The 18,848-nt window shown below is 48.9% G+C and carries 21 protein-coding genes and 1 pseudogene; 13 read left to right on the top strand and 9 right to left on the bottom strand.

The annotated features are described in order from the left end of the window. Window positions 1-85: 85 nt before the first annotated feature. Window positions 86-442, bottom strand: a complete 357-nt coding sequence (locus U8T64_RS04845; protein WP_322181479.1) for a helix-turn-helix domain-containing protein — start codon at window positions 440-442, stop codon at window positions 86-88. A gap of 142 nt (window positions 443-584) precedes the next feature. On the opposite strand from U8T64_RS04845, the gene U8T64_RS04840 reads away from it, so the two are divergent. The 11 genes from U8T64_RS04840 (at window position 585) to U8T64_RS04790 (ending at window position 7,096) form a co-directional block, all read left to right on the top strand. Beyond that, on the top strand, window positions 585-950 hold the full coding sequence (locus tag U8T64_RS04840) for a helix-turn-helix domain-containing protein (RefSeq protein ID WP_322181477.1): 366 nt from the start codon (window positions 585-587) through the stop codon (window positions 948-950). 240 nt (window positions 951-1,190) lie between these two features. Then, complete coding sequence (locus U8T64_RS04835) at window positions 1,191-1,886, top strand: metallophosphoesterase (protein ID WP_322181475.1); 696 nt, start codon at window positions 1,191-1,193, stop codon at window positions 1,884-1,886. A 2-nt stretch (window positions 1,887-1,888) separates the two neighbouring features. Next, window positions 1,889-2,200 carry a hypothetical protein gene (locus U8T64_RS04830; protein WP_322181473.1) on the top strand — a complete coding sequence of 104 codons (312 nt, stop codon included), beginning with the start codon at window positions 1,889-1,891 and terminating at the stop codon, window positions 2,198-2,200. A gap of 70 nt (window positions 2,201-2,270) precedes the next feature. Beyond that, complete coding sequence (locus U8T64_RS04825; protein WP_322181471.1) at window positions 2,271-3,008, top strand: metallophosphoesterase; 738 nt, start codon at window positions 2,271-2,273, stop codon at window positions 3,006-3,008. Then, window positions 3,005-4,294 (top strand): hypothetical protein, encoded by a 1,290-nt coding sequence (locus tag U8T64_RS04820; RefSeq protein WP_322181469.1) that lies wholly within the window; start codon window positions 3,005-3,007, stop codon window positions 4,292-4,294. Before U8T64_RS04825 ends, U8T64_RS04820 begins: the two co-directional genes overlap by 4 nt. Then, window positions 4,287-4,565: a hypothetical protein gene (locus U8T64_RS04815; RefSeq protein WP_322181468.1), complete on the top strand. Its 279-nt coding sequence runs from the start codon at window positions 4,287-4,289 to the stop codon at window positions 4,563-4,565. The genes U8T64_RS04820 and U8T64_RS04815 overlap by 8 nt, the downstream gene beginning before the upstream one ends. A 41-nt stretch (window positions 4,566-4,606) precedes the next feature. Then, window positions 4,607-5,164: a metallophosphoesterase gene (locus U8T64_RS04810; RefSeq protein ID WP_322181466.1), complete on the top strand. Its 558-nt coding sequence runs from the start codon at window positions 4,607-4,609 to the stop codon at window positions 5,162-5,164. Beyond that, window positions 5,161-5,523, top strand: coding sequence for a hypothetical protein (locus tag U8T64_RS04805; protein WP_322181464.1), 363 nt, complete (start codon window positions 5,161-5,163; stop codon window positions 5,521-5,523). The genes U8T64_RS04810 and U8T64_RS04805 overlap by 4 nt, the downstream gene beginning before the upstream one ends. Continuing rightward, complete coding sequence (locus tag U8T64_RS04800) at window positions 5,520-5,831, top strand: hypothetical protein (RefSeq protein ID WP_322181462.1); 312 nt, start codon at window positions 5,520-5,522, stop codon at window positions 5,829-5,831. Before U8T64_RS04805 ends, U8T64_RS04800 begins: the two co-directional genes overlap by 4 nt. A gap of 204 nt (window positions 5,832-6,035) precedes the next feature. Then, window positions 6,036-6,635, top strand: coding sequence for a M48 family metalloprotease (locus tag U8T64_RS04795; RefSeq protein WP_322181461.1), 600 nt, complete (start codon window positions 6,036-6,038; stop codon window positions 6,633-6,635). 104 nt (window positions 6,636-6,739) lie between these two features. Next, complete coding sequence (locus tag U8T64_RS04790; RefSeq protein ID WP_322181459.1) at window positions 6,740-7,096, top strand: hypothetical protein; 357 nt, start codon at window positions 6,740-6,742, stop codon at window positions 7,094-7,096. Between the two features lie 159 nt (window positions 7,097-7,255). Here U8T64_RS04790 and U8T64_RS04785 read toward each other — a convergent pair whose 3' ends face one another. The 8 genes and pseudogenes from U8T64_RS04785 to U8T64_RS04750 form a co-directional block, all read right to left on the bottom strand. Then, window positions 7,256-8,617, bottom strand: coding sequence for a sensor histidine kinase (locus U8T64_RS04785; RefSeq protein WP_322181457.1), 1,362 nt, complete (start codon window positions 8,615-8,617; stop codon window positions 7,256-7,258). After that, on the bottom strand, window positions 8,605-9,270 hold the full coding sequence (locus U8T64_RS04780) for a response regulator transcription factor (RefSeq protein WP_016219412.1): 666 nt from the start codon (window positions 9,268-9,270) through the stop codon (window positions 8,605-8,607). The genes U8T64_RS04785 and U8T64_RS04780 overlap by 13 nt, the downstream gene beginning before the upstream one ends. Before the next feature lie 18 nt (window positions 9,271-9,288). Next, entirely contained in the window at window positions 9,289-9,651 is a 363-nt protein-coding gene (locus tag U8T64_RS04775) for a NisI/SpaI family lantibiotic immunity lipoprotein (RefSeq protein WP_016219411.1), read from the bottom strand. Beyond that, window positions 9,644-10,387: a lantibiotic immunity ABC transporter MutG family permease subunit gene (locus tag U8T64_RS04770; protein WP_016219410.1), complete on the bottom strand. Its 744-nt coding sequence runs from the start codon at window positions 10,385-10,387 to the stop codon at window positions 9,644-9,646. Before U8T64_RS04770 ends, U8T64_RS04775 begins: the two co-directional genes overlap by 8 nt. Then, window positions 10,387-11,136 carry a lantibiotic immunity ABC transporter MutE/EpiE family permease subunit gene (locus U8T64_RS04765; protein ID WP_322181452.1) on the bottom strand — a complete coding sequence of 250 codons (750 nt, stop codon included), beginning with the start codon at window positions 11,134-11,136 and terminating at the stop codon, window positions 10,387-10,389. Before U8T64_RS04765 ends, U8T64_RS04770 begins: the two co-directional genes overlap by 1 nt. Before the next feature lie 4 nt (window positions 11,137-11,140). Further along, window positions 11,141-11,836: a lantibiotic protection ABC transporter ATP-binding protein gene (locus U8T64_RS04760; RefSeq protein WP_437125991.1), complete on the bottom strand. Its 696-nt coding sequence runs from the start codon at window positions 11,834-11,836 to the stop codon at window positions 11,141-11,143. Between the two features lie 151 nt (window positions 11,837-11,987). Further along, window positions 11,988-12,119 (bottom strand): annotated as a pseudogene (locus tag U8T64_RS04755) (helix-turn-helix domain-containing protein); the annotation flags it as partial. Window positions 12,120-12,244: 125 nt separating this feature from the next. Beyond that, entirely contained in the window at window positions 12,245-12,619 is a 375-nt protein-coding gene (locus U8T64_RS04750) for a TnpV protein (RefSeq protein WP_322181450.1), read from the bottom strand. 427 nt (window positions 12,620-13,046) lie between these two features. On the opposite strand from U8T64_RS04750, the gene U8T64_RS04745 reads away from it, so the two are divergent. Together U8T64_RS04745 and U8T64_RS04740 are read left to right on the top strand one after the other, a co-directional pair. Then, window positions 13,047-15,662, top strand: coding sequence for a GH36-type glycosyl hydrolase domain-containing protein (locus tag U8T64_RS04745; RefSeq protein ID WP_322181449.1), 2,616 nt, complete (start codon window positions 13,047-13,049; stop codon window positions 15,660-15,662). Between the two features lie 7 nt (window positions 15,663-15,669). Continuing rightward, a complete protein-coding gene (locus tag U8T64_RS04740; RefSeq protein WP_322181447.1) occupies window positions 15,670-18,735 on the top strand; it encodes a hypothetical protein in 3,066 nt (1,021 codons plus the stop codon). The last annotated feature ends 113 nt before the right edge of the window (window positions 18,736-18,848 follow it).

Genomic DNA, 18,848 nt, shown 5'->3' with positions numbered 1-18,848 from the left:
GATTGACCAAAGTCAATCCGTTGAATCTCGATGTGCGAGGGGCATATCTACTGCAGGGAATAAAAAGTGACCGGTATCGGCCACTTTAATTCTCAGTCTTCTGATGCATGGTATTTTTAAGCTGCTTGACAATCTGGAGGATGGCCTCCATCTCCTGTGGTGTACAGTCTGAGAGCAACTCGGCAAACTCTGATTGATACAGTTCATTGACGCTTGTCACATCGGCACGGAGGAGATAGTCCGCAGAGACATCCAACGCCTCCAGAAGTCGGACGAACATGGGAAGCATCATCTGAGTCTTGCCCAGTTCGATAGAGCTCATATGTGGTACAGAAATGTTGGCTTTAGCAGCCAAGTCCGCCTGGCTCATGCCTCTTTTTGCACGCAATTCCTTGATGCGGGAGCCAACGATCTTGCTTAGTTCTTTATTCACTTCTGACATTGGCTCACCACCTTCTGCTTAAACCGGAGGCTGTATTTTTAGTTAATTATATCAAGTCCAGGCTAAATGAAAATAAAGCGAAGTATGTGAGTATAAAGTAGACGCTATAATTGACCTGCAAATATTTTTTTGGAGGTCTTTTATGAAACTCAACAACGCCATCATCGGCAAGCGCATCAAAACAATTCGCAAACAGCGCAACATCTCACAAATTCAGCTCTCCGACATCATCGACAAGAACACCTCTTACATCAGCTACATAGAAAACGGCGTCAAATGCATGAGTCTGGAAACCTTCGTCCAAATTGCAAACGCCCTACAGACATCCGCAGACTCTTTGCTCATCGATCATCTTGTGATCGGTAAAAGGACGGCCAGCAAAGAGCTGACTGTCCTGTTGGCCGACTGCACCGATTTTGAAGTGTATGTGATCCTGGAAACCATCCAGAGCCTGAAGAAGACTCTGCGTGAGTACCGACCCGCACCATATTCTACCCAACGGTACTGAGAAAACAATCAACCCGCAGTCAGCACTGTGACTGCGGGTCAATGAGGGTCGGAAAAAGTGTATATGATTTTGTCGGAGGTGTATATGATTTCGTGGAAACCGAGATTTTCGCCTTTGATGCTGGTATAATTGGGGCACATATGGATTTGCTCAAACCTGCAAGATTATTCCCTGGATATTGGACAGGGTGGCTGGTATAATCTGTGGTTAACAAAGCACAGAAAGGTGAGGCGATAAATCATGATCTACTACACCGGCGATATACACGGCTCTGCATCCGAGGTGACCGCCTTCTGCAATCGGTTTGAGCTGACCAATGATGACATTGTTGTGATCCTTGGCGATGTAGGTGCCAACTACTATGGCGATTCCCGCGACAGAAAGCTCAAAAAAGCATTGAAAGCTCTGCCTCCAACCTTCTTCTGCATCCACGGGAACCATGAGATGCGACCTGCGACAATCCCCACCTACACAACGAAGGAATGGAACAACGGCGTGGTATGGTACGAAGATGAATACCCGAACCTGCTCTTTGCTAAGGATGGAGAGATCTTCACGCTGGATGGCAAGTCCCATCTTGTGCTGGGCGGAGCCTACAGTGTGGACAAGTTCTATCGCCTGATCCACAACTATGGTTGGTGGCCAGACGAGCAGCCATCCGACGAAATCAAGGAGGACTGTTGGCGCAAACTTGAAGAATGCGGCTTTGTTGTCGACACTGTCCTGTCTCACACCTGCCCGTACAAATACATCCCGCGGGAAGCATTCCTGCCCATGATCGATCAGGACAGTGTAGATGATTCCACCGAGAAGTGGCTGGATACCATCGAGAGCCGTCTCTACTATGAACATTGGTACTGCGGTCACTGGCATATCAACAAGCGAATCGATAAGATACACTTCCTGTTCCACGACTTTGAAATCCCAGAGGAATAAAAATGAACCAACACATTGAAGCCTTAGAAGCGGTCAAAGAGACCGTGGAGGCATTAAATAAGCTCAAAGACCAGGCATTGGTGCAATACACCGCTCTGGTCGATTCCGCTGTGGCGGGTCACATCACGGACGAGCGAGAATTGGAAAGCATCATGGACGGTCTGCTTGACTTCGGCGATGATGTTCGCTTCCACGAAATCTATAAGCGGCTGTGCCGCCACATTTTCCATAGTCACCCGCAGATGGTTGGAGAACACATTTATCTATGGAGAGCGCTGTTCGACACGAAAGAAGAGAAAGAAGATAGTGAGTAGCTTTCTGCGGAATGCTACGGCATATATATTCGTGCTTATCTGAAGGAGGTGAATCACCACGATCTATGTAATGTCTGATATCCATGGACACCGGCGTCGCTTCGACTCCATCATGGAGCAGATAAATCTGCAGCCCGAGGATACTCTCTACATATTGGGCGATGTGATCGACCGAAACCCTGACGGCATCCGCATACTTCAGCAACTCAGAGCCATGCCCAATGTGGTGATGCTCCTCGGTAACCATGAGTACATGATGCTCGATGCCCTGTACAATCTGGTCGATGAAGATGACAGCTACGCAGGCTATATCAGAGAAAAAAGGCTGAATCTCTGGTACCGCAACGGTGGTGACATCACCCATGAGTACCTGAAGCATATCCGCAAGTCTGTCCGCCAAGACATCTTCGAGTATTTGGCTGGTCTGCCGGTCAACATTAAAATCACGGTGAATGGGCAGAACTACCTCCTGACTCACGCTGCGCCGGAAGATGAGTATCTCAACTCCAGCATGAAGCATCGGGACGGACGGGAGTTTGCCGTCTGGTACAGATACCGCAGCTACGATAGAGGCCCCGATGACTACACTGTCATCTTTGGACATACCCCTACCACAGAGCATCAGCTGACAAATCCCGTTCAGATCTGGCGTGGGAGCAATTTGATCGACATTGACTGCGGCGCCGCCTATGAAAGGCCAGCTTTGTGGGGCAGTATTATCCAAACGAGGCTTGCATGTCTGCGCCTTGATGATATGAAAGAGTTCTATTCCGAAGAAGAACCCGTTGAAGGGGGCGAAACACAATGAGCGTTCCCTATGAGATAAGCAACAAGCTGACTGCCGTTCAGGTGAAAAATTATATTCACCAGCTCGGCAGCATCGGCTATCGCAATGTAAACTGCAGCTTTGGTTACGATGACGCCAGTTATGAAGCAATCGACGAGATCTATCGAATGCTGCAAGCCTTGGAGTCTGCCTCAGAAAACGGTGCCAGAGAGCTTTGGCTGTGTGCAAAGCGTGGCACGATTGAGGATTTTGCCGACAGTTATGGAGATTACGAGGAAAACCTTGCTGAAGGAATCGTTAAGGACTACGAAGATTATGAGGCTTATTGGAAGTCCGAGTTTCCGGATGAACTGGAGTGGTACTGTTTCCATGCCGTAGAGGACAAAGATATCAAATATCGAGCCATCTTCCTTGGTCATGAGCATGTAATCGAAGTAGATGGGCGGAGAGAGCGAGGGTATCCAAACGACATCTCTGCATTTACGGCCTGGTTGGTGGATGCAGTAAAACTGACTATCGAAGCTGTTCGTAATGGAAGCTACAATGCTACGGTCGCCAAGCTCCTTCCGTATAAGCACAGAGTCGGCGTGATCAAGCTGGCTGACCTTTGGAAGTTGTACCCCAACGATAAGGAAACTTTCTTTGAAAACCTGACGCAAGAGGAAGTTCATGAATTCCTGGAGGTTGGGTCGGAAGACCTTTCGGGAGAAGCAAGACTCCCGGTCATGACAGCCAATGACTTCTATCGCTTCTGCGCCATGGGTTACGCAGCCAATCATTATGAAGGGACCGAGCTGCCTACAAAGGAACAGTACTACAAACACGCAGATGGTCGTGATGATGGTTTGGGCGATATAGATCCGGACTCCCCCGATGCCTTTGCACAATGGCTTGCCCATCACCCCGGTGGAGGGCATCCGTGGGAAGTGTGCAGGGGCGGCAACTCCACCCATGTATCCCTCTATGTCGGAAAAGGCCGAGAGGCAATCGATGGGTACTACCTCGTGGTGGCGGGCTCTGCGAAGTGGCGCTGTATCGAAGCAATCAAGTTCTACCTTGCGCTGAAGCATGCAGGGCTGCCTGTGATCATCCGTGATGCCCAACTTTTGAAAAACCGTTTGCTCGGTGTGGAGCAAGTAGGAATCGTACCAGACGGCGTCTTCCCGAGATATTGCCAGAGCTGGTTTCCAGGCAGGACCGTGGAAGCCTTCATGAACCTGTCCTCTGAGAACTCAGAGGAAGAAATCGCTCTTGCTCAATGGGACGATATCGAACCAGTTAAGCTGAAGGAGGGATCGAATGAATAAAAAGCTCACCTGTGCTGCGTATCTCAGAGTAGGGAGTGTAAGCCAGCTTATGGACAGAGCTGCATTGCGTCGTAACAAAAAAGCCGTGTTGGAATACGCGACGAAGGCTCTTGAAAGGAAAGGATATGACCGTGAAGAAGCCAACGACCTTGCACTAAAGACCTTCGAGAACATGGAGGCAAACCCCAACGAAATGACAATCGACTGGTTTCTGGAGAAGGTACTTGACAAGGCGACCTACGAGGAAAGCTACGGCATACAAATGCTGTGACAATGCTATAGTTCCTACGAGTGAAAGCGAGGTGAACCGTAATGATGTTCTTTACCAGTGACCTGCACCTTGGTCATCGGAATATTATCCGCCTTTGCAACCGTCCTTTTGCTACCATCGAGGAGATGGATGAAGCTCTGATCCGAAACTGGAATGCAAAAGTAACCAATGGCGACACGATCTACATCCTGGGCGATCTGATTTTCAGGAATGAGAAGCCTGCCGAGGAGTACCTGACACGCCTCAACGGGAAAAAGCATCTCATCATTGGGAACCACGACAGGGGCTGGGTCAAGAAGTGCAAACTTGAAGACTACTTTGAGAGCGTGAACAACCTGCACTTCATCAGTGACGGCAAGCGGCAAATGACGCTATGCCACTATCCCATGATGACATGGCCGCATGTGACAAGATGCTACATGGTGTTTGGACACATTCATGGGAACACCGATGCGGAATACTGGCCGCTCATTCAGGCGAACAGTCTGATGCTGAACGCCGGCGTGGACATCAACGGCTTTGCGCCAGTCACTTTCGAGGAGCTGGAGGCAAACAACATCCGCCACAAGGCGGAAAGCGGTTTGGAGGTCGATTCATGAAATTAAGAGAATATCACCCGCTGTCTGAAATGGAGCGGGTTCCGGCTGAGGAAATCCAAGAACGGCTGGATGGCCTCCTTAAGCGGATGGATGAAGAGAATATGGGCTTCGTGATCACAGAGAGAGGAAAAGACTCCTGTGTCCTGTGCCCCTACAAGTGGTTTGAACCTGAGTACGAAACGGTTGAAATTGAGGTAGATGAGTTGCTCAAGGCACAAGTGGAGAAGATCATCAAACCCTTGGGCTGGACTTTGGAGCAACTGATTGTGCGCTTCTTAGAATGGTTGGTTAATCCGGATACCCAGGAAGAAGCCGTCGCCTGGCTCATGAATGCAAAGAAGGAGCTTGGAGAAGGATGATATCAAAGGAAACCTTTGTGAAGGTCTTGCAGCTCATTCAGGAGCAGAACAAAATCAACGACCAGTTTGAAGAGGCACTCGCCCTCGTGGGCGAGGGTCACTTTGTATTCGGTGTAAACAACAAGTTCTACGAAGCTGCCATGATCCTGCTCAAGGAATCTGTGAACGATAAATATGATTACATCAGCTGGTGGCTCTATGAAGGAGAACCAGAATATAAAGTCTGGTCAAGCGACGGTGATGAGGAGTGGGACCTAAAAGATCCCGAAGCTCTGTACGATTTTATTGTCACCGAATGTCAAAAGTGATATAGTCCATATTATGGGACATTTCTTGCGGTAGAATGACCAGACACCGGATATCTATGAAAAGGAGAGATCTATGAGCGCAATGACCCCTGAGTATTTATGGCTGGACTTTCCGCGCCAGCAGCCTCCCAAAGGAAGCTGACAATCCCCAGCCCATCAAACTCAGCGGCATGAAGACGCGCATATGAATCGAGGCAAAGTGTAATGATGGATATCGAGATGGGAGAAATAAAAGAAGATAAGACCCTGACACTCGGGAGCGGAGATGAGAAGATCTCGATCCTGCTGCTTAAAGAAGAAATTGGGCTTGGTCTGATCGGAATGATCAACTCAAAGCTCTTTCCAATGAATGTTGGCTTGGTCGCACTCTCCGGGAAACCAGAAGATGATCAGTTCTGCATCGCCGCCCGCAGCCATTCCAAAGATGGTAAAGGCCAGTTCGTTGCAATGGATGAAAAGCTCATAGAAGGCCTCAGAAGCAAAACAGATGAAGCGATCTTCGCCCTTCTGCATGAACTCGGGCATCTCGTAAATAACGACAGCGTTTCCGCTGGTGAGGAGTTTGAACGATATAATCATGCTCGGATGGACAAGGTTCAAAATGGCGAGGTGCTGGATATGGAACTTCGGGCGGATGCCTTTGCCACCAAATATTTGGGTACCCAAGCCGCCGCCAATGCTCTCCGTGCATTAATGGAGCGGGAAAAAGCCTACTATTCGAGTGATGATTTTGATGAAGGTGATTTACAAATCGCTCTGGACGAAATAGAATACAGAATAAAGCATCTTGAACGAGCAACTTAGGCCGTATCTATTTTGGTCGCACATAAGATTGGAGCTTTTTCCTTGGTGGTTCGAAAGTCAAAGCCGATTTTTCGATTTGTGGCAAATAAAAATGCCGCAAACCCTTGAAAACACTGGGTTTCTCGGCGGTATCTATTTCGGTCGGACAAGCCATTGACAAAGCCTTGCATGAGATATGCGAGGCTTTTGTTGTATCTGCGCAAATTTTCTTGGCGGTCAAGTTCAGTAGGAAACTGCATAGCAAAATGAATGTTGCGGATAAACTTTCAGTCTGCTTTTTGTGCTGGTTCTGCCTGAGTTTGCCCACCTTCCGTCTTGACCCACACCCCGGTCTTGCCTGCCGGCTCGGCCGGCGCTTGACAAGAGTTCATGCGTTGCATGAGCAGATAGATAACTGCCCGAAAAAAGAACATAAAAAAATCCCTCCAAACTCTAAAACAGGTCTGGAGAGTGTCTGTTAAGTCTTTTCGGGCATAGCAATACCGCCCACCATACGCCGTTTTTTTATTTGGCGGACTTTAAATTCAGCCGTTCACTTTTTAAATACTACGAGGTATTTTTGAAGATTTCATAAAGATTTGCAAAAATAATGGGCGATGCTTTCCATCGCCCATTAAATCCTAGTATGGAATTTTTATTGTAACCTCTGCACCGCCTGTTTTATCGGAATTTTTAAGAGTAAGTTCCCCGTTGTGTTGCTTTACAATGCTGTTTGTGATATAAAGCCCCATGCCAAAGTGCATATTAGAGCTTCGGCTGTGGTCGCCCATAAAAAACTGCTCCCTTGCATGGCGCAAATCCTCATTCGTAAAACCAGTTCCCTCGTCTGTTATAATAACTTGCAGAAAGTTTTCTTTCCTCTGCGTTTCCACATATATTGTTCCTCTTTGCGGGGAGTATTCTAAGGCATTATTGACAACATTCATAATTGCCCGTTCCAACAACAATTTATCCGCTTCAAAACATCCCATATCTGTTTCCATGCTTAAGAGAATTTCCTTTGTAACACATAACGCACTTGCCTGTGCTTCAATTTGTTCCATATAATCCGCTATATCAATTTTCTCTACTTGAAGCTGATAGCCTGTGACTGTACGGGATATATCAATCAAAGTCTTTATATATACTTGTATCTGTTCCGAACTTTCCGTAATATACCCTGCATATAATCGTTGCTCATCGTCAAGTTCCGTTTCATTCATTAAATCTATATTCCCCTGGATAACAGTTAAAGGTGTTTTTACATCATGAGCAAGTGCGGCTATTTGTTCCCTTTGTGATTGCTCTGCTTTCCATTGTTGTTCTAAAGATAATTTTAAGCTGTCCTTCATTTCTGAAATAGAGTTCAATACCGCATTGTATTCACTGATTTCAGAGCTTTCTACCTCAAAGTCAAGATTTTGCTTCTGTATTTGTTCTGTTGCCATAATCAACGGAGATAACTGAATTTTCAGTTTTCGGGAATATCGTATTGTCAGACAAACGCAAACCGCTATGCAATTTACCCCTATCAACAGCAATAATAATATTTCGGGAGCAGGCAAATGTTTCTGCATCCAGTCATTTTTATATTGCGAACCCACATAATATTTCAGTACGCAATATTCTGTTTCCCTCGGTATGAATTGGTATTGTGTCCTGCTTGTAGGGTCACTGTTTTCTCCAGTTTTTGCAAATTCCAACGCCTTTTCCTGCTCCGTTGTATCCATGTTTGTATAGAGAACATTATAATCTTCATCAAGTATCAGATATTCACAATAGGAAGGGATTGCAACCTTTGTAATATCTGGTGCAGCCGCAATTATCGGCGATATTTCCTGTACGGAATGTTCCGCATTATTAGCATAAGTCACATACCCTGCACTTGAAGCAAATGCAAGGAGCAAAAAAGGAACTGCCGCCGATAAGAGCAATCCTAATATGAGAATAATTAAGAATTTCCAGAAAATCATTTGCAATGAAGTCCGTTTTATCCTTCCCATCTATATCCTACCCCCCAGACTGTGTTAATCGGAGTAACACCATATCCTGCCAACTTACTGCGAATATTCTTTATATGTGTTGCAATCGTTGAATTGTCGCTGTTACCATCAAATCCAAAAACAGCTTCATAAATCTGCTCTCTTGTAAATACCTGCCCTCTATTTCTGGCTAAATACTCACAAATTTCATACTCGCTTTTGGTTAGGTCAACTTTCTTGCCTTTCATAAAAAGTTCCTTTGAAGATAAATCAAACTTGATTTCCTGTTCAAATCCTAATGTATTATGGTGCTCCCGTCTTTCCCGACGCAGGTGGGCAGTAACACGGGCTCGTAATTCACCTATTCGGAAAGGCTTAGTAATATAATCATCAGCACCTATTCCTAATCCGTAGATAATGTCTGTTTCCATTACTTTTGCTGTGAGAAATAGAATAGGGCAGTCTACAATTCCTCGGATTTTTTTGCAAAACATAAATCCGTCAACATCTGGCATCATAATATCTAACAAAATCAAATCATAATTTTTTAAAGTATTTATTGTAACATCTGCCGCGCTTTCGCATACAGTAACGATATGTCCATCCTTTTCCAAGCTATTCTTAACTAAGTCAAGAATGGCTTTCTCATCATCAATTACTAACAATCGTGCCAACTCAAAGCACCTCCTTTATCAATCTGCTAATTCCGCAATATAGTACTTCTCATTGATGTTTACCGCAATATCTGTTGTTTCATCAATATTATAAACATATCCATATCGCAATTTATTTCCCTCAACCGTTGTAATGTTTTGAGAAACCTGCCCGATTTCTTCCTCTAACTCTGAATATGAGATTGTCTTTTCAGTAATGATATATGTCTTATTGTCAAAACTTATCTCGTTATAATCAGCAACATTCAGTTCGTATTTGGGCAGAGTGTCATTCAACATATTATTCTTATCCGCCGTGTCTGATATTCTGTTATTGCAACCCATAAAAAAGATGGTTAAAGTTATCAGACATACGCATAGCAATCGGAATTTTTTAATCATTTTCTTTCCCTCCATCCCATAGTCTAATCCACATAATGCTAACAGCGAATAGCACAAGTATGGCTACGATATTTATTATAATTCCAACATAGAAGGTACTGCAACTCTGCAAATAAGCATCCTTGTTCGTAGTCGCAAGAAGCCAGAAATCCATAAACCGAACGCTCCATGCCCACGGAATATACTGCCAGCATACATCTCCTAAACCTGTGAGCATAATCGCAGATAGTAAGCTGCCCGCAATTCCAAGCCCCATAGAAGCACTTTTACCAAATATAAAAGCACACAAAAAATGTATTTGGTATATAGGTGTAGAAGATAAAAGCAGAAGCCCTATAACCTGCACATATCCGCTTATAGAAGTAAACGGAAACATAAGGGCAAAACTGCCGACTGCAAGTGTATAAAATAGCAAAGAATTTATCAGCAGAAAACATAGTTCCCCTATATAAATGTGCGTTCTTGAAGAAACAGTACTAAGTATAAATTGATAATGACCTGCCTGGCTTTCCCGCTGGGCAATAATTCCCACAATAATTCCAACTAGAAAAGGATATATTATGCCCAGCATTTCAAAGAAAGCACTTATTTTAAGTGTTCTGTTCCAACTCGAAATATGAAAATAGCCTGCAAATGCCAAAGCAAGTATAAGAGGCACGATTATATAAATAACATTCAACATAGAACGCTTTGCTTTTAGATAATCTGCTCTGACACATCTTAATACTGTTCCCATTATCTTACCTCCTGCCGTGAAAATCCTTTTGCACCAAGCCTTATTAAAGCTGAAAATAGTATTACAGAAAGCAGCAATGCTAAAATAACCATAACCAATGATACTGGCAAATTTCCTGCTTCTTCAGAAACAGGCACTCCATTTGGCAAAATACCGATTGTTGGAACCATTAAGCGTGGCATCCAACTATACGGACAAAAAATCCAGTATTTTGTGTTTGCAAATATTACGCCCAAGGCTGAGCCTATTCCTGCGTTTATTACAACCGTCGCAAATGCACCAATCTTTTTCGACAGCCACAAACATATTGGAATTTCCCACATAGAAGCTACGATAATACAAAAAATACCTGCCGCAGCTTGAAATAGCGATATACTAATTGGGATTTCATAAATAAAGTAAACCGCTATACCGCCAAGCATATTCAACCCTAAAAAAATGAAATTCGCTATAATATCCAAAATCAATATGACGATTGCTTTTGCAATCCAGACATTTTCAAGCTTTATGGAAAGAGGAATAAGGCTTCTGTATTTCATCTTTCCCCCGTCCCGCTGCTCGCATATTGTACAAAGCAAAGTAAGGCAGCCTGGGAAAAGCAAAATATACCACCAGTTAAATGAATTTTGCTGATACCACATTGGTGCAAACACATTCATAAGCAGCGTAATAACAGGGGCAAGGATAAGAATTTTCATTACAAAAGTCCGTCTGTGTTTCATCCATTCTGAGCGTATATATTTTTTCATCCTGTTACCTCCTGCTTTCTTCAACGACTTTGAGAAACAGTTCCTCAAGATTTCCACTATGCTGCATTTCGCCCTCATATCCAAGCGTACCGTTTGCAATAATGCCTATGTCATCTGCAATAAGCTGTACCTCTGAAAGAATATGACTTGACAATATAACTGTTATCCCTTGCTGTGGAAATGAGCGGATTAAGTTTCGCAATTCTCCGATACCAATCGGGTCTAATCCGTTTGTCGGCTCATCCAGAATTAACAAAGACGGATGATTCAGCAATGCTATTGCAATCCCCAACCGCTGTTTCATCCCCATTGAGAATTGTCCTGCTTTTTTCTTTCCTGTATTTTGCAAATCCACAATTTTTAATACATCATTTATTCGCTGCTCTGGCAACCCCAACAAAATAGTCCTTACTTTTAAATTTTCATACGCCGTCAAGTTTTCATATAACGGGGGATTTTCTATCAAAGCTCCGATATGCATTAAATCCTGTCTGCTCCATGAGTGATTGGCAAATTCAATCGTACCCTTGGTAGGATGAAGCATACCTGTTACCATCTTTAAGATTGTAGATTTTCCTGCTCCATTCGGACCTAATAATCCGTATACGCTATTTTCCCGTACATGAATTGACACATCTGTTACAGCGGAATGTTTTCCAAAGCTCTTGCAAAGATTTGTTGTTTTCAATATGAAATCCATAATGTTTCATTTCCTTTCTTGATTTTGATACATAAAGGGTACTGCACATTTTTGAAGATTTCATAAAGATAAGGAGCCTTTTTAAAATCCTGATTAACGCCCGCCATATCAGTATAGGGTAAACAAGAAAAGCTAATTTTGCTTTAATGTTTATTGGCATGAGCCATACCCGATTGATGTTCAATACGCCCTCAATCCGATTTTCCTTACAGAGCCTTTGTACCCGCCTTGCCGATATTCCCCAAAGCTCCGCTGCTTCCTGTGCCGTCACATACTCAAACATTTCTGTCCTCCTCAAATTGTACTGTATCTACCATAGCCGTTTAAACGAACTGTATCAATTCATAAAACATGAATTTTTATCTTCCGACAAGAAAAGCGACAGAGCCTTACTCCGCCGCCAATTTATTATGCGTAAATTATTTCTTTCTCAACAATCTCCCTCGCACAAGCCCTTACGTTATTAAGGCGTTGTACCCATTCTAAGGCATTTTCTTCCTTTAGGCGTTCCGTTATGCCCTGTGCCTGTTTCATGCCCTCTATGAGCCTTTCAAAGCGTTCCTGTGCCTGCCTGTCTACATCGACAAGATAGGCATTGAGCCTGCCGCTTGTGAGAAGATTGGTGTATGTAACCCTGCGGTATTGCTTCAGATAGTCTAAGTGCCGCTGTCCCCATATGCCTATTGACTGTTCTTCTTCGGCAGGTAAAGCTATGCACGGTATTAGATAATCTCCTTGCCTTTTGTATCTGCCGCCCAGTTCCTCAAATAATGATTTTGCCATTGCTTGTTACCTCCACATTCATTTTTATTTTGAATGTCCGCAAAATCCGTCCTACATCATAAGGACAATCATCAGAGTCAACAGAAGGACGATTGCACCACGCAAAGCATAGAAGGCTGAAGGACGGGCGTGTTGAAATTTCCGGCGTTCAGAATACATTCCGCATGCTTCTGCGTTAGCACCGTCCTGAAGAGAGAAAGGCCTTCCTCAGAGAACCGAAAGAAGAATAGAACACGGCGGGCCGAAAGGCTCCGCCGTGTTTTTCCGTGTAAAGCTTCCGCCCCCTCCCTTTTTCGTTTGGCATCAACTTCGGAGGCTCCGCGGGCCAAGACGAAAAGCACTTGACGAAATGTAAAATTTGAGGTACATTATTACCAGAAATGAGTCTAAAAATTCCCGTGATTTTATAGAAAAAGGCGGCGATGAAATGGAAGTATTGAAATTTTTGAACGGACAGGGAGACTTTTTGCTGACGGAAGCGGAGCGGTGTCCGGAGGCCTATTTGCCACTGGTGAACGAAGGGGGCATGATGTCCAGCATTACGCCCTTGCTTGCGGGAGACTGTAAAACCGATCAAAATACTTTCCTGCTGGCTCCGGCCAGCGCAGAGACTCTTCAGGAGAGCACGGCCACCCGGAATTTTTGGGTCTGCCGGACGGGGGAAAGGCCCTGGTCCGTTACCGGAAAAAGCGCCGCCCAGCGGGCGGACGGCAAGGAGACCTCCACGCTGACCGGCGGTCTGCTGTGGCAGAAGCTGACGAGAGAAAGCCCTTGGGGACTTCGGGCGGAGACGCTGAGCTTTGTTCCGGCGGGAAAAGAACGGATCGAGATCATGCAGGTCTCTCTGACCAATACGGGGGCGGCTCCCGCTGTTTTTTCGCCGGTGGCAGCGATCCCCCTGTATGGGCGTTCCGCCGACAATATTCGGGATCATCGCCATGTTACCAGCCTGCTGCACCGGATCCGGCTGACGAAATTCGGGGTAGACCTGCGCCCTACCCTGACTTTTGACGAGCGGGGGCACCAAAAGGGAGAGATCACCTACCGCGTTTGGGGTGCGGAGGAAAACGGCGACGCTCCTCTGGGCTTTCTTCCCTCCGTGCGGGATTTTGTAGGCTGCGGCAGCTACGATTGGCCCCAGGCGCTGACAGATTCGGACGGCGTTTCCCTGCTTCACGAGGGAGACGGTGACCGGGGCGGGGAAGCGGTGGCGGCTCTGTTTTTCCGGGAGACCACCCTTGCCCCCGGGGAGACTCGGCGCTATCAAATCGTTTTGGCGGTGGACGACGACCCAGCGCCCTATCTGACTGCCGCCGCGGTGGAAAAGCGGCTGGAGGAAACGAAGGACTGGTGGCAGAAGGCCGCTTCCCAGCACTTCCGCACGGGAGACGAGGAATTTGACGCCTGGATGCGCTGGGTGGGCATTCAGCCTCTGCTGCGGCGGATCTGTGGGTGCAGCTTCCTGCCTCATCACGATTACGGCAGAGGCGGCAGAGGCTGGCGGGATCTGTGGCAGGACAGCCTTGCCCTGCTCCTGACCGACCCGGCCGCCACTCGGAACGACCTGCTGTGCTATTTTGCCGGGGTGCGGACAGACGGCACCAACGCCACTATTATCGGCACGAAGCCCGGGGAATTCAAGGCGGATCGGAACAATATCCCCAGGGTGTGGATGGATCACGGCTTCTGGCCGCTGTTGACAGTGAACCTCTATCTGGACGAAACCGGGGACGATGAGTTCCTTTTGGAGGAGCAGCCCTATTTTGCCGATACCCTGGCCTTCCGGGGAGAGGGCGGCCCCCGGGAGAACGCAGGCATGCCTCACAGCGGCACGGTGCTGGAGCATTTGCTGATCCAGGCGGTCACGGCCTTCTTCGATGTGGGCGAGCACGGGCACATGCGGCTTCGGGGCGCCGACTGGAACGATGGACTGGATATGGCCCGCACCCGGGGAGAAAGCGTGGCCTTTACCGCCGCCTATGCAGGGAATTTTGATACGCTTTCCGTTTTGCTGAAGCGGCTGGAACAAAAGGGGCGGAACACCGTTTCTCTCTTAAAGCCCCTTCTTTCCCTGCTGGAATGTGAAGCCGGTTCGCCGGAGGAAATGCGGAAGGCGCTTGCCGCCTATTGTGCCGCTGCCAACGAAAGCACGGAAAAGGCGGAGGTTTCCCTTTCTGAGCTTTCCCGGCGAATGCAGGCCATGGGAGACCGGCTGAAGGCTCATATCCGGGAAACGGAGTGGACGGGAGATCAGGAGGGCCGCCACTGGTTCAACAGCTATTACGACGATTCCGGCAGGGCTGTGGAGGGCGTTCTCAACGAAAAGCCCCGCATGATGCTGACCGGGCAGGTGTTCTCCCTGCTTTCCGGCACGGCGGACGGCCCGAAGGCGCGGGAGATCGTTCAGGCAGCGGATCACTACCTTTATGATGAAAGCAGAGGCGGTTACTGCCTGAACACGGATTTCGAAGAGGTCAAGCTGGATATGGGCCGCATGTTTGGCTTTGCCTACGGACATAAGGAAAACGGCGCGGTATTCTGCCATATGGCGGTGATGTATGCCTATGCCCTGTATTCCCGGGGCTTCGCGAAGGAGGGCTTCCGGGTTCTGGAAAACCTGTACCGGCAAAGCGTTCGTTTTGAGAAAAGCCGCATTCTGCCCGGGATCCCGGAGTATTTCGACGACCGGGGCCGGGGCATGTACCCCTATTTGACCGGCGCGGGCAGCTGGTGGCTTTTGACCCTGCAGACCCAGGTCTTCGGTGTGCGGGGCAGGGCGGGAGACCTGGTGCTCTCCCCCAAGCTTACGGCGGAGCAGTTCACGGCGGACGGCAGGGCGGAGATCTCCTGCGTCAGCGCCGGGCATTCCCTGCGCGTTTGCTATGAGAACCCTTACCGGCTGGATTGGGGAGAGTATGAGATAGAAGCCGCCATCTGCGGGAAGAAACGCTGGGAAGGCCGCGGTGCGGAGCTTGTACTGCCTGCCGGAGAGCTGCCCCAGGGAGAGCTCGTGATCGCCGTAAAGCTGAAGAAGAAAGGATAGAGTGCCCATGTTTGACGGAAGAAACAGGTTCGTGATCTCAAATTATCAGGAAAAGCCCACCTTTTCCAGCTTCCTGCCAGGAATTGGCGGCGAGCTGGGCGTGCCGATCTGGTGTTATTACAACAACCGGGGCCAGGCGGTGTGCAGCTTCGGCGTATCGGATAAGGATCACCCCATTATGGAATTCTGCCCTGCCCATGTGTCCTACCGTGACGTAAGCCGTACCGGCTTTCGTACTTTCTGTAAAATTGACGGAAGCTATGAGGAACTGTTTACCCGGCAGTGCGATATGCACATTGGCATGAGCGAGGTGGAGATCACCTGTCAAAGCGGGCAGATTTCTGCCTCCGCTCTCTATTTCGGCGTGCCGGGAGAACGCTCTCCGGCGCTGTGCAGGGTGCTCACCCTGCGAAACCAGGGGGAAAAGCCCTTGTCCCTGGAGCTTTTGGACGGCATGCCCGCTTTGGTGCCTTATGGGATCAGCCATGATACGTTGAAAAATGAAGCCAATCTTGCCAAGGCCTGGATGCAGGTGGAAGACGCCGAAGCAGGCTGCGCCTATTTCCGGGTGCGGGCGTCCATGGCGGACAGCGCCATCGTGACCGAGGTGGAGGGCGGCAATTTCTGCCTGGCCTGGGACGAGGCGGGAAGCCTGCTGCGGCCCATTGTACAGCCCGCTTTGATTTTCGGGGAAGACACCTCCTTTGCCATGCCCCACGGCTTTTTGGAGCATTCTCTTTCCGAGCTTTGCCGGAAGCCCCAGATCACCCAAAACCTGTTCCCCTGCTGTTTCCTGCCGAAGGAAGCCGTGCTGGGGCCGGGAGAAGCTTTGCGGCTTACCTGCCTTTACGGCCAGGCGGAGGAAAAAGGCAGAGTAGCGTCTCTGGCGAAAAAGGCCTCCGGCGCCCATTGGGCGGCGGAAAAGCGGGAAGAAGAGATCCTGGTAGTGGAAGCCCTGTGCGCCAAGGCAGCCTGTAAGACTTCCGATCCCGTATTCGACGCCTACAGCAAGCAGGCCTATTTGGATAATCTTCTTCGGGGCGGCGCGCCCATGCTCTTCACAGACGGGGAAAAGGAAACCCCCTTCTATCTCTATTCCAGAAAGCACGGAGACCCGGAGCGGGAATACAACTATTTCTCTCTGGGCCGGGAGTATTACGCCCAGGGCAATGGCAATTTCCGGGACGTAAACCAGAACCGCCGGTGCGACGTGCGGTTTACGCCCAGACTCCGAAGGGAAAATATCCATACCTTCTTTGATCTGATTCAGACAGACGGCTATAATCCTCTGGTGGTCACCCCCAGCACCTTTACCCTTTCCGATGAGGCAAGAAAAGTCCTTCTGGCTGAGGCGCCTCAGGCGGAAGCTGTTCTTTCCCACCCCTTTACCCCCGGAAAGCTTGCCATGGCGGCAGAGGACTGGGGCATGAGCAAGGAGGAAGCAAAAGGCTTTACGGCAAGGGCGGTGTGCGCGGCGGACAGCGAGGCCAATGCCGAGTTTGGCGAGGGCTATTGGAGCGACCACTGGACCTATAACCTGGATCTGATAGAATCCTATCTCAGCGTGTTCCCGGAGGAAAAGGAGGCCTTGCTGTTTGAGGACCGCCGGTATCGCTATTATGAAACCAGGGTGCGGATAAACCCCCGGGCAAAACGGTACGAAATGACGAAAAACGGGCTGCGGCAGTATCACGCGCTGGCGCCGGAGGAACGGAGAACAGTGCGCAAATGGATGTGCACGGCGGACGGGCAGGAGGCAAAAAGCACCTTGATAGAGAAGTTGATCCTCCTGTGTACGCTGAAAACAGCCACCCTGGATCCCGCCGGTATGGGCGTGGAGATGGAGGGCGGAAAGCCCGGCTGGTACGACGCCCTAAACGGCCTTCCGGGCCTTTTGGGCTCCTCCATGGCCGAAAGCTGTGAGCTGGCCCGGCTGCTGCGGTTTACCATTGAGGCGCTGGAGACCCATGAGGGACAGGTGGATCTGTATGAGGAAGCGGCCGCCCTGCTTTCCGAGGTAGATCAGATCCTTTCTTCCCAGCAGGAGAGCTATGCCCGCTGGGACCGGCTGAATACCGTAAAAGAGGCTTACCGGGCAAATACCGAGATCGGTTATCAGGGAAAAAGAACAGCGGTAGGCCGCAAAGCGCTCAGCGCTATGCTTTCCCGCCTGGAAGGGGCGGTTCAGGAAGGTATTGAGGCGGCCTGCGGCTTTGGCGGCGGAGTGATCCCCACCTACTTTACTTTCACCGCCTCCGCCGTACAGAGCACGCCGGAGGGGCCCATGCCCACAGAACTTCAGCCGGAGGCCATGCCCCTGTTCCTGGAAGGACCGGTACATTATCTCAAGCTGTCGAACGGGACGGAGAAAAAGCGGGCGCTTCATGAATTGGTAAGAAAAAGCCCGCTGTACGATGAAAAGCTTCACATGTATAAGGTGAACGCCAGCCTGCAAAACGTGAGCTTCGAGGTGGGCCGCGCCAAGGCCTTTACGCCCGGCTGGCTGGAAAACGAATCCATCTGGCTCCATATGGAATACAAGTATCTGCTGGAGCTGCTGAAAAGCGGACTGTATGAGGAATTCGGAGAGGCGCTGCACGACGCGGCGGTCCCCTTCCTGAATTGGGAGCAGTACGGACGCAGCCCCCTGGAAAATGTTTCCTTCCTGGCTTCCTCCGCAAACCCGGATCCCGCCGTTCACGGCAGGGGCTTTGTGGCCCGGCTTTCCGGCTCCACAGCGGAATTTTTGCAGATCTGGCAGCTGATGTTCTTTGGGGAGCGCCCCTTCCGCCTGGAAAACGGCCGGTTGTGCCTGGAGCTTTCCCCCTGTATTCCCGCTTACCTGATGCCCGAAAGCGGCAGGGTGGAAGCGGTATTCCTGGGCAGTGTCAGGGTGGTTTACAACGCGCCGGGCTGTAAAGCGCTGACCCCCGGCCAAACCAAGGCGGTAAGCTACGAGCTGATCTATCAGAACGGTGAGCCGGAGCAAACGGAAGGCGGCCTGTTGCCGGAAGCTCAGGCCCGCGCAGTGCGGGACGGCAAAGTAAAAGAGCTGCGGGTGACGATGCGGTGATCTGCTGTTAGAGAAGCAATGTGAGAATAAATACTTTTGACTTTCCTGTTGGAACTTTGGATTTTTTTGCTTAAATAGAACACCGGACCTCGCAGAGCATTGTGTTTCGAGGT

The sequence above is a fragment of the Neglectibacter caecimuris genome (genome assembly GCF_034335015.1).
GTDB classification, from domain to species: Bacteria; Bacillota; Clostridia; order Oscillospirales; family Acutalibacteraceae; genus Acutalibacter; species Acutalibacter caecimuris_A.
The sequence above is the reverse complement of the archived record's forward strand: the minus strand, read 5'-3'. Positions and strand labels throughout refer to the sequence as shown.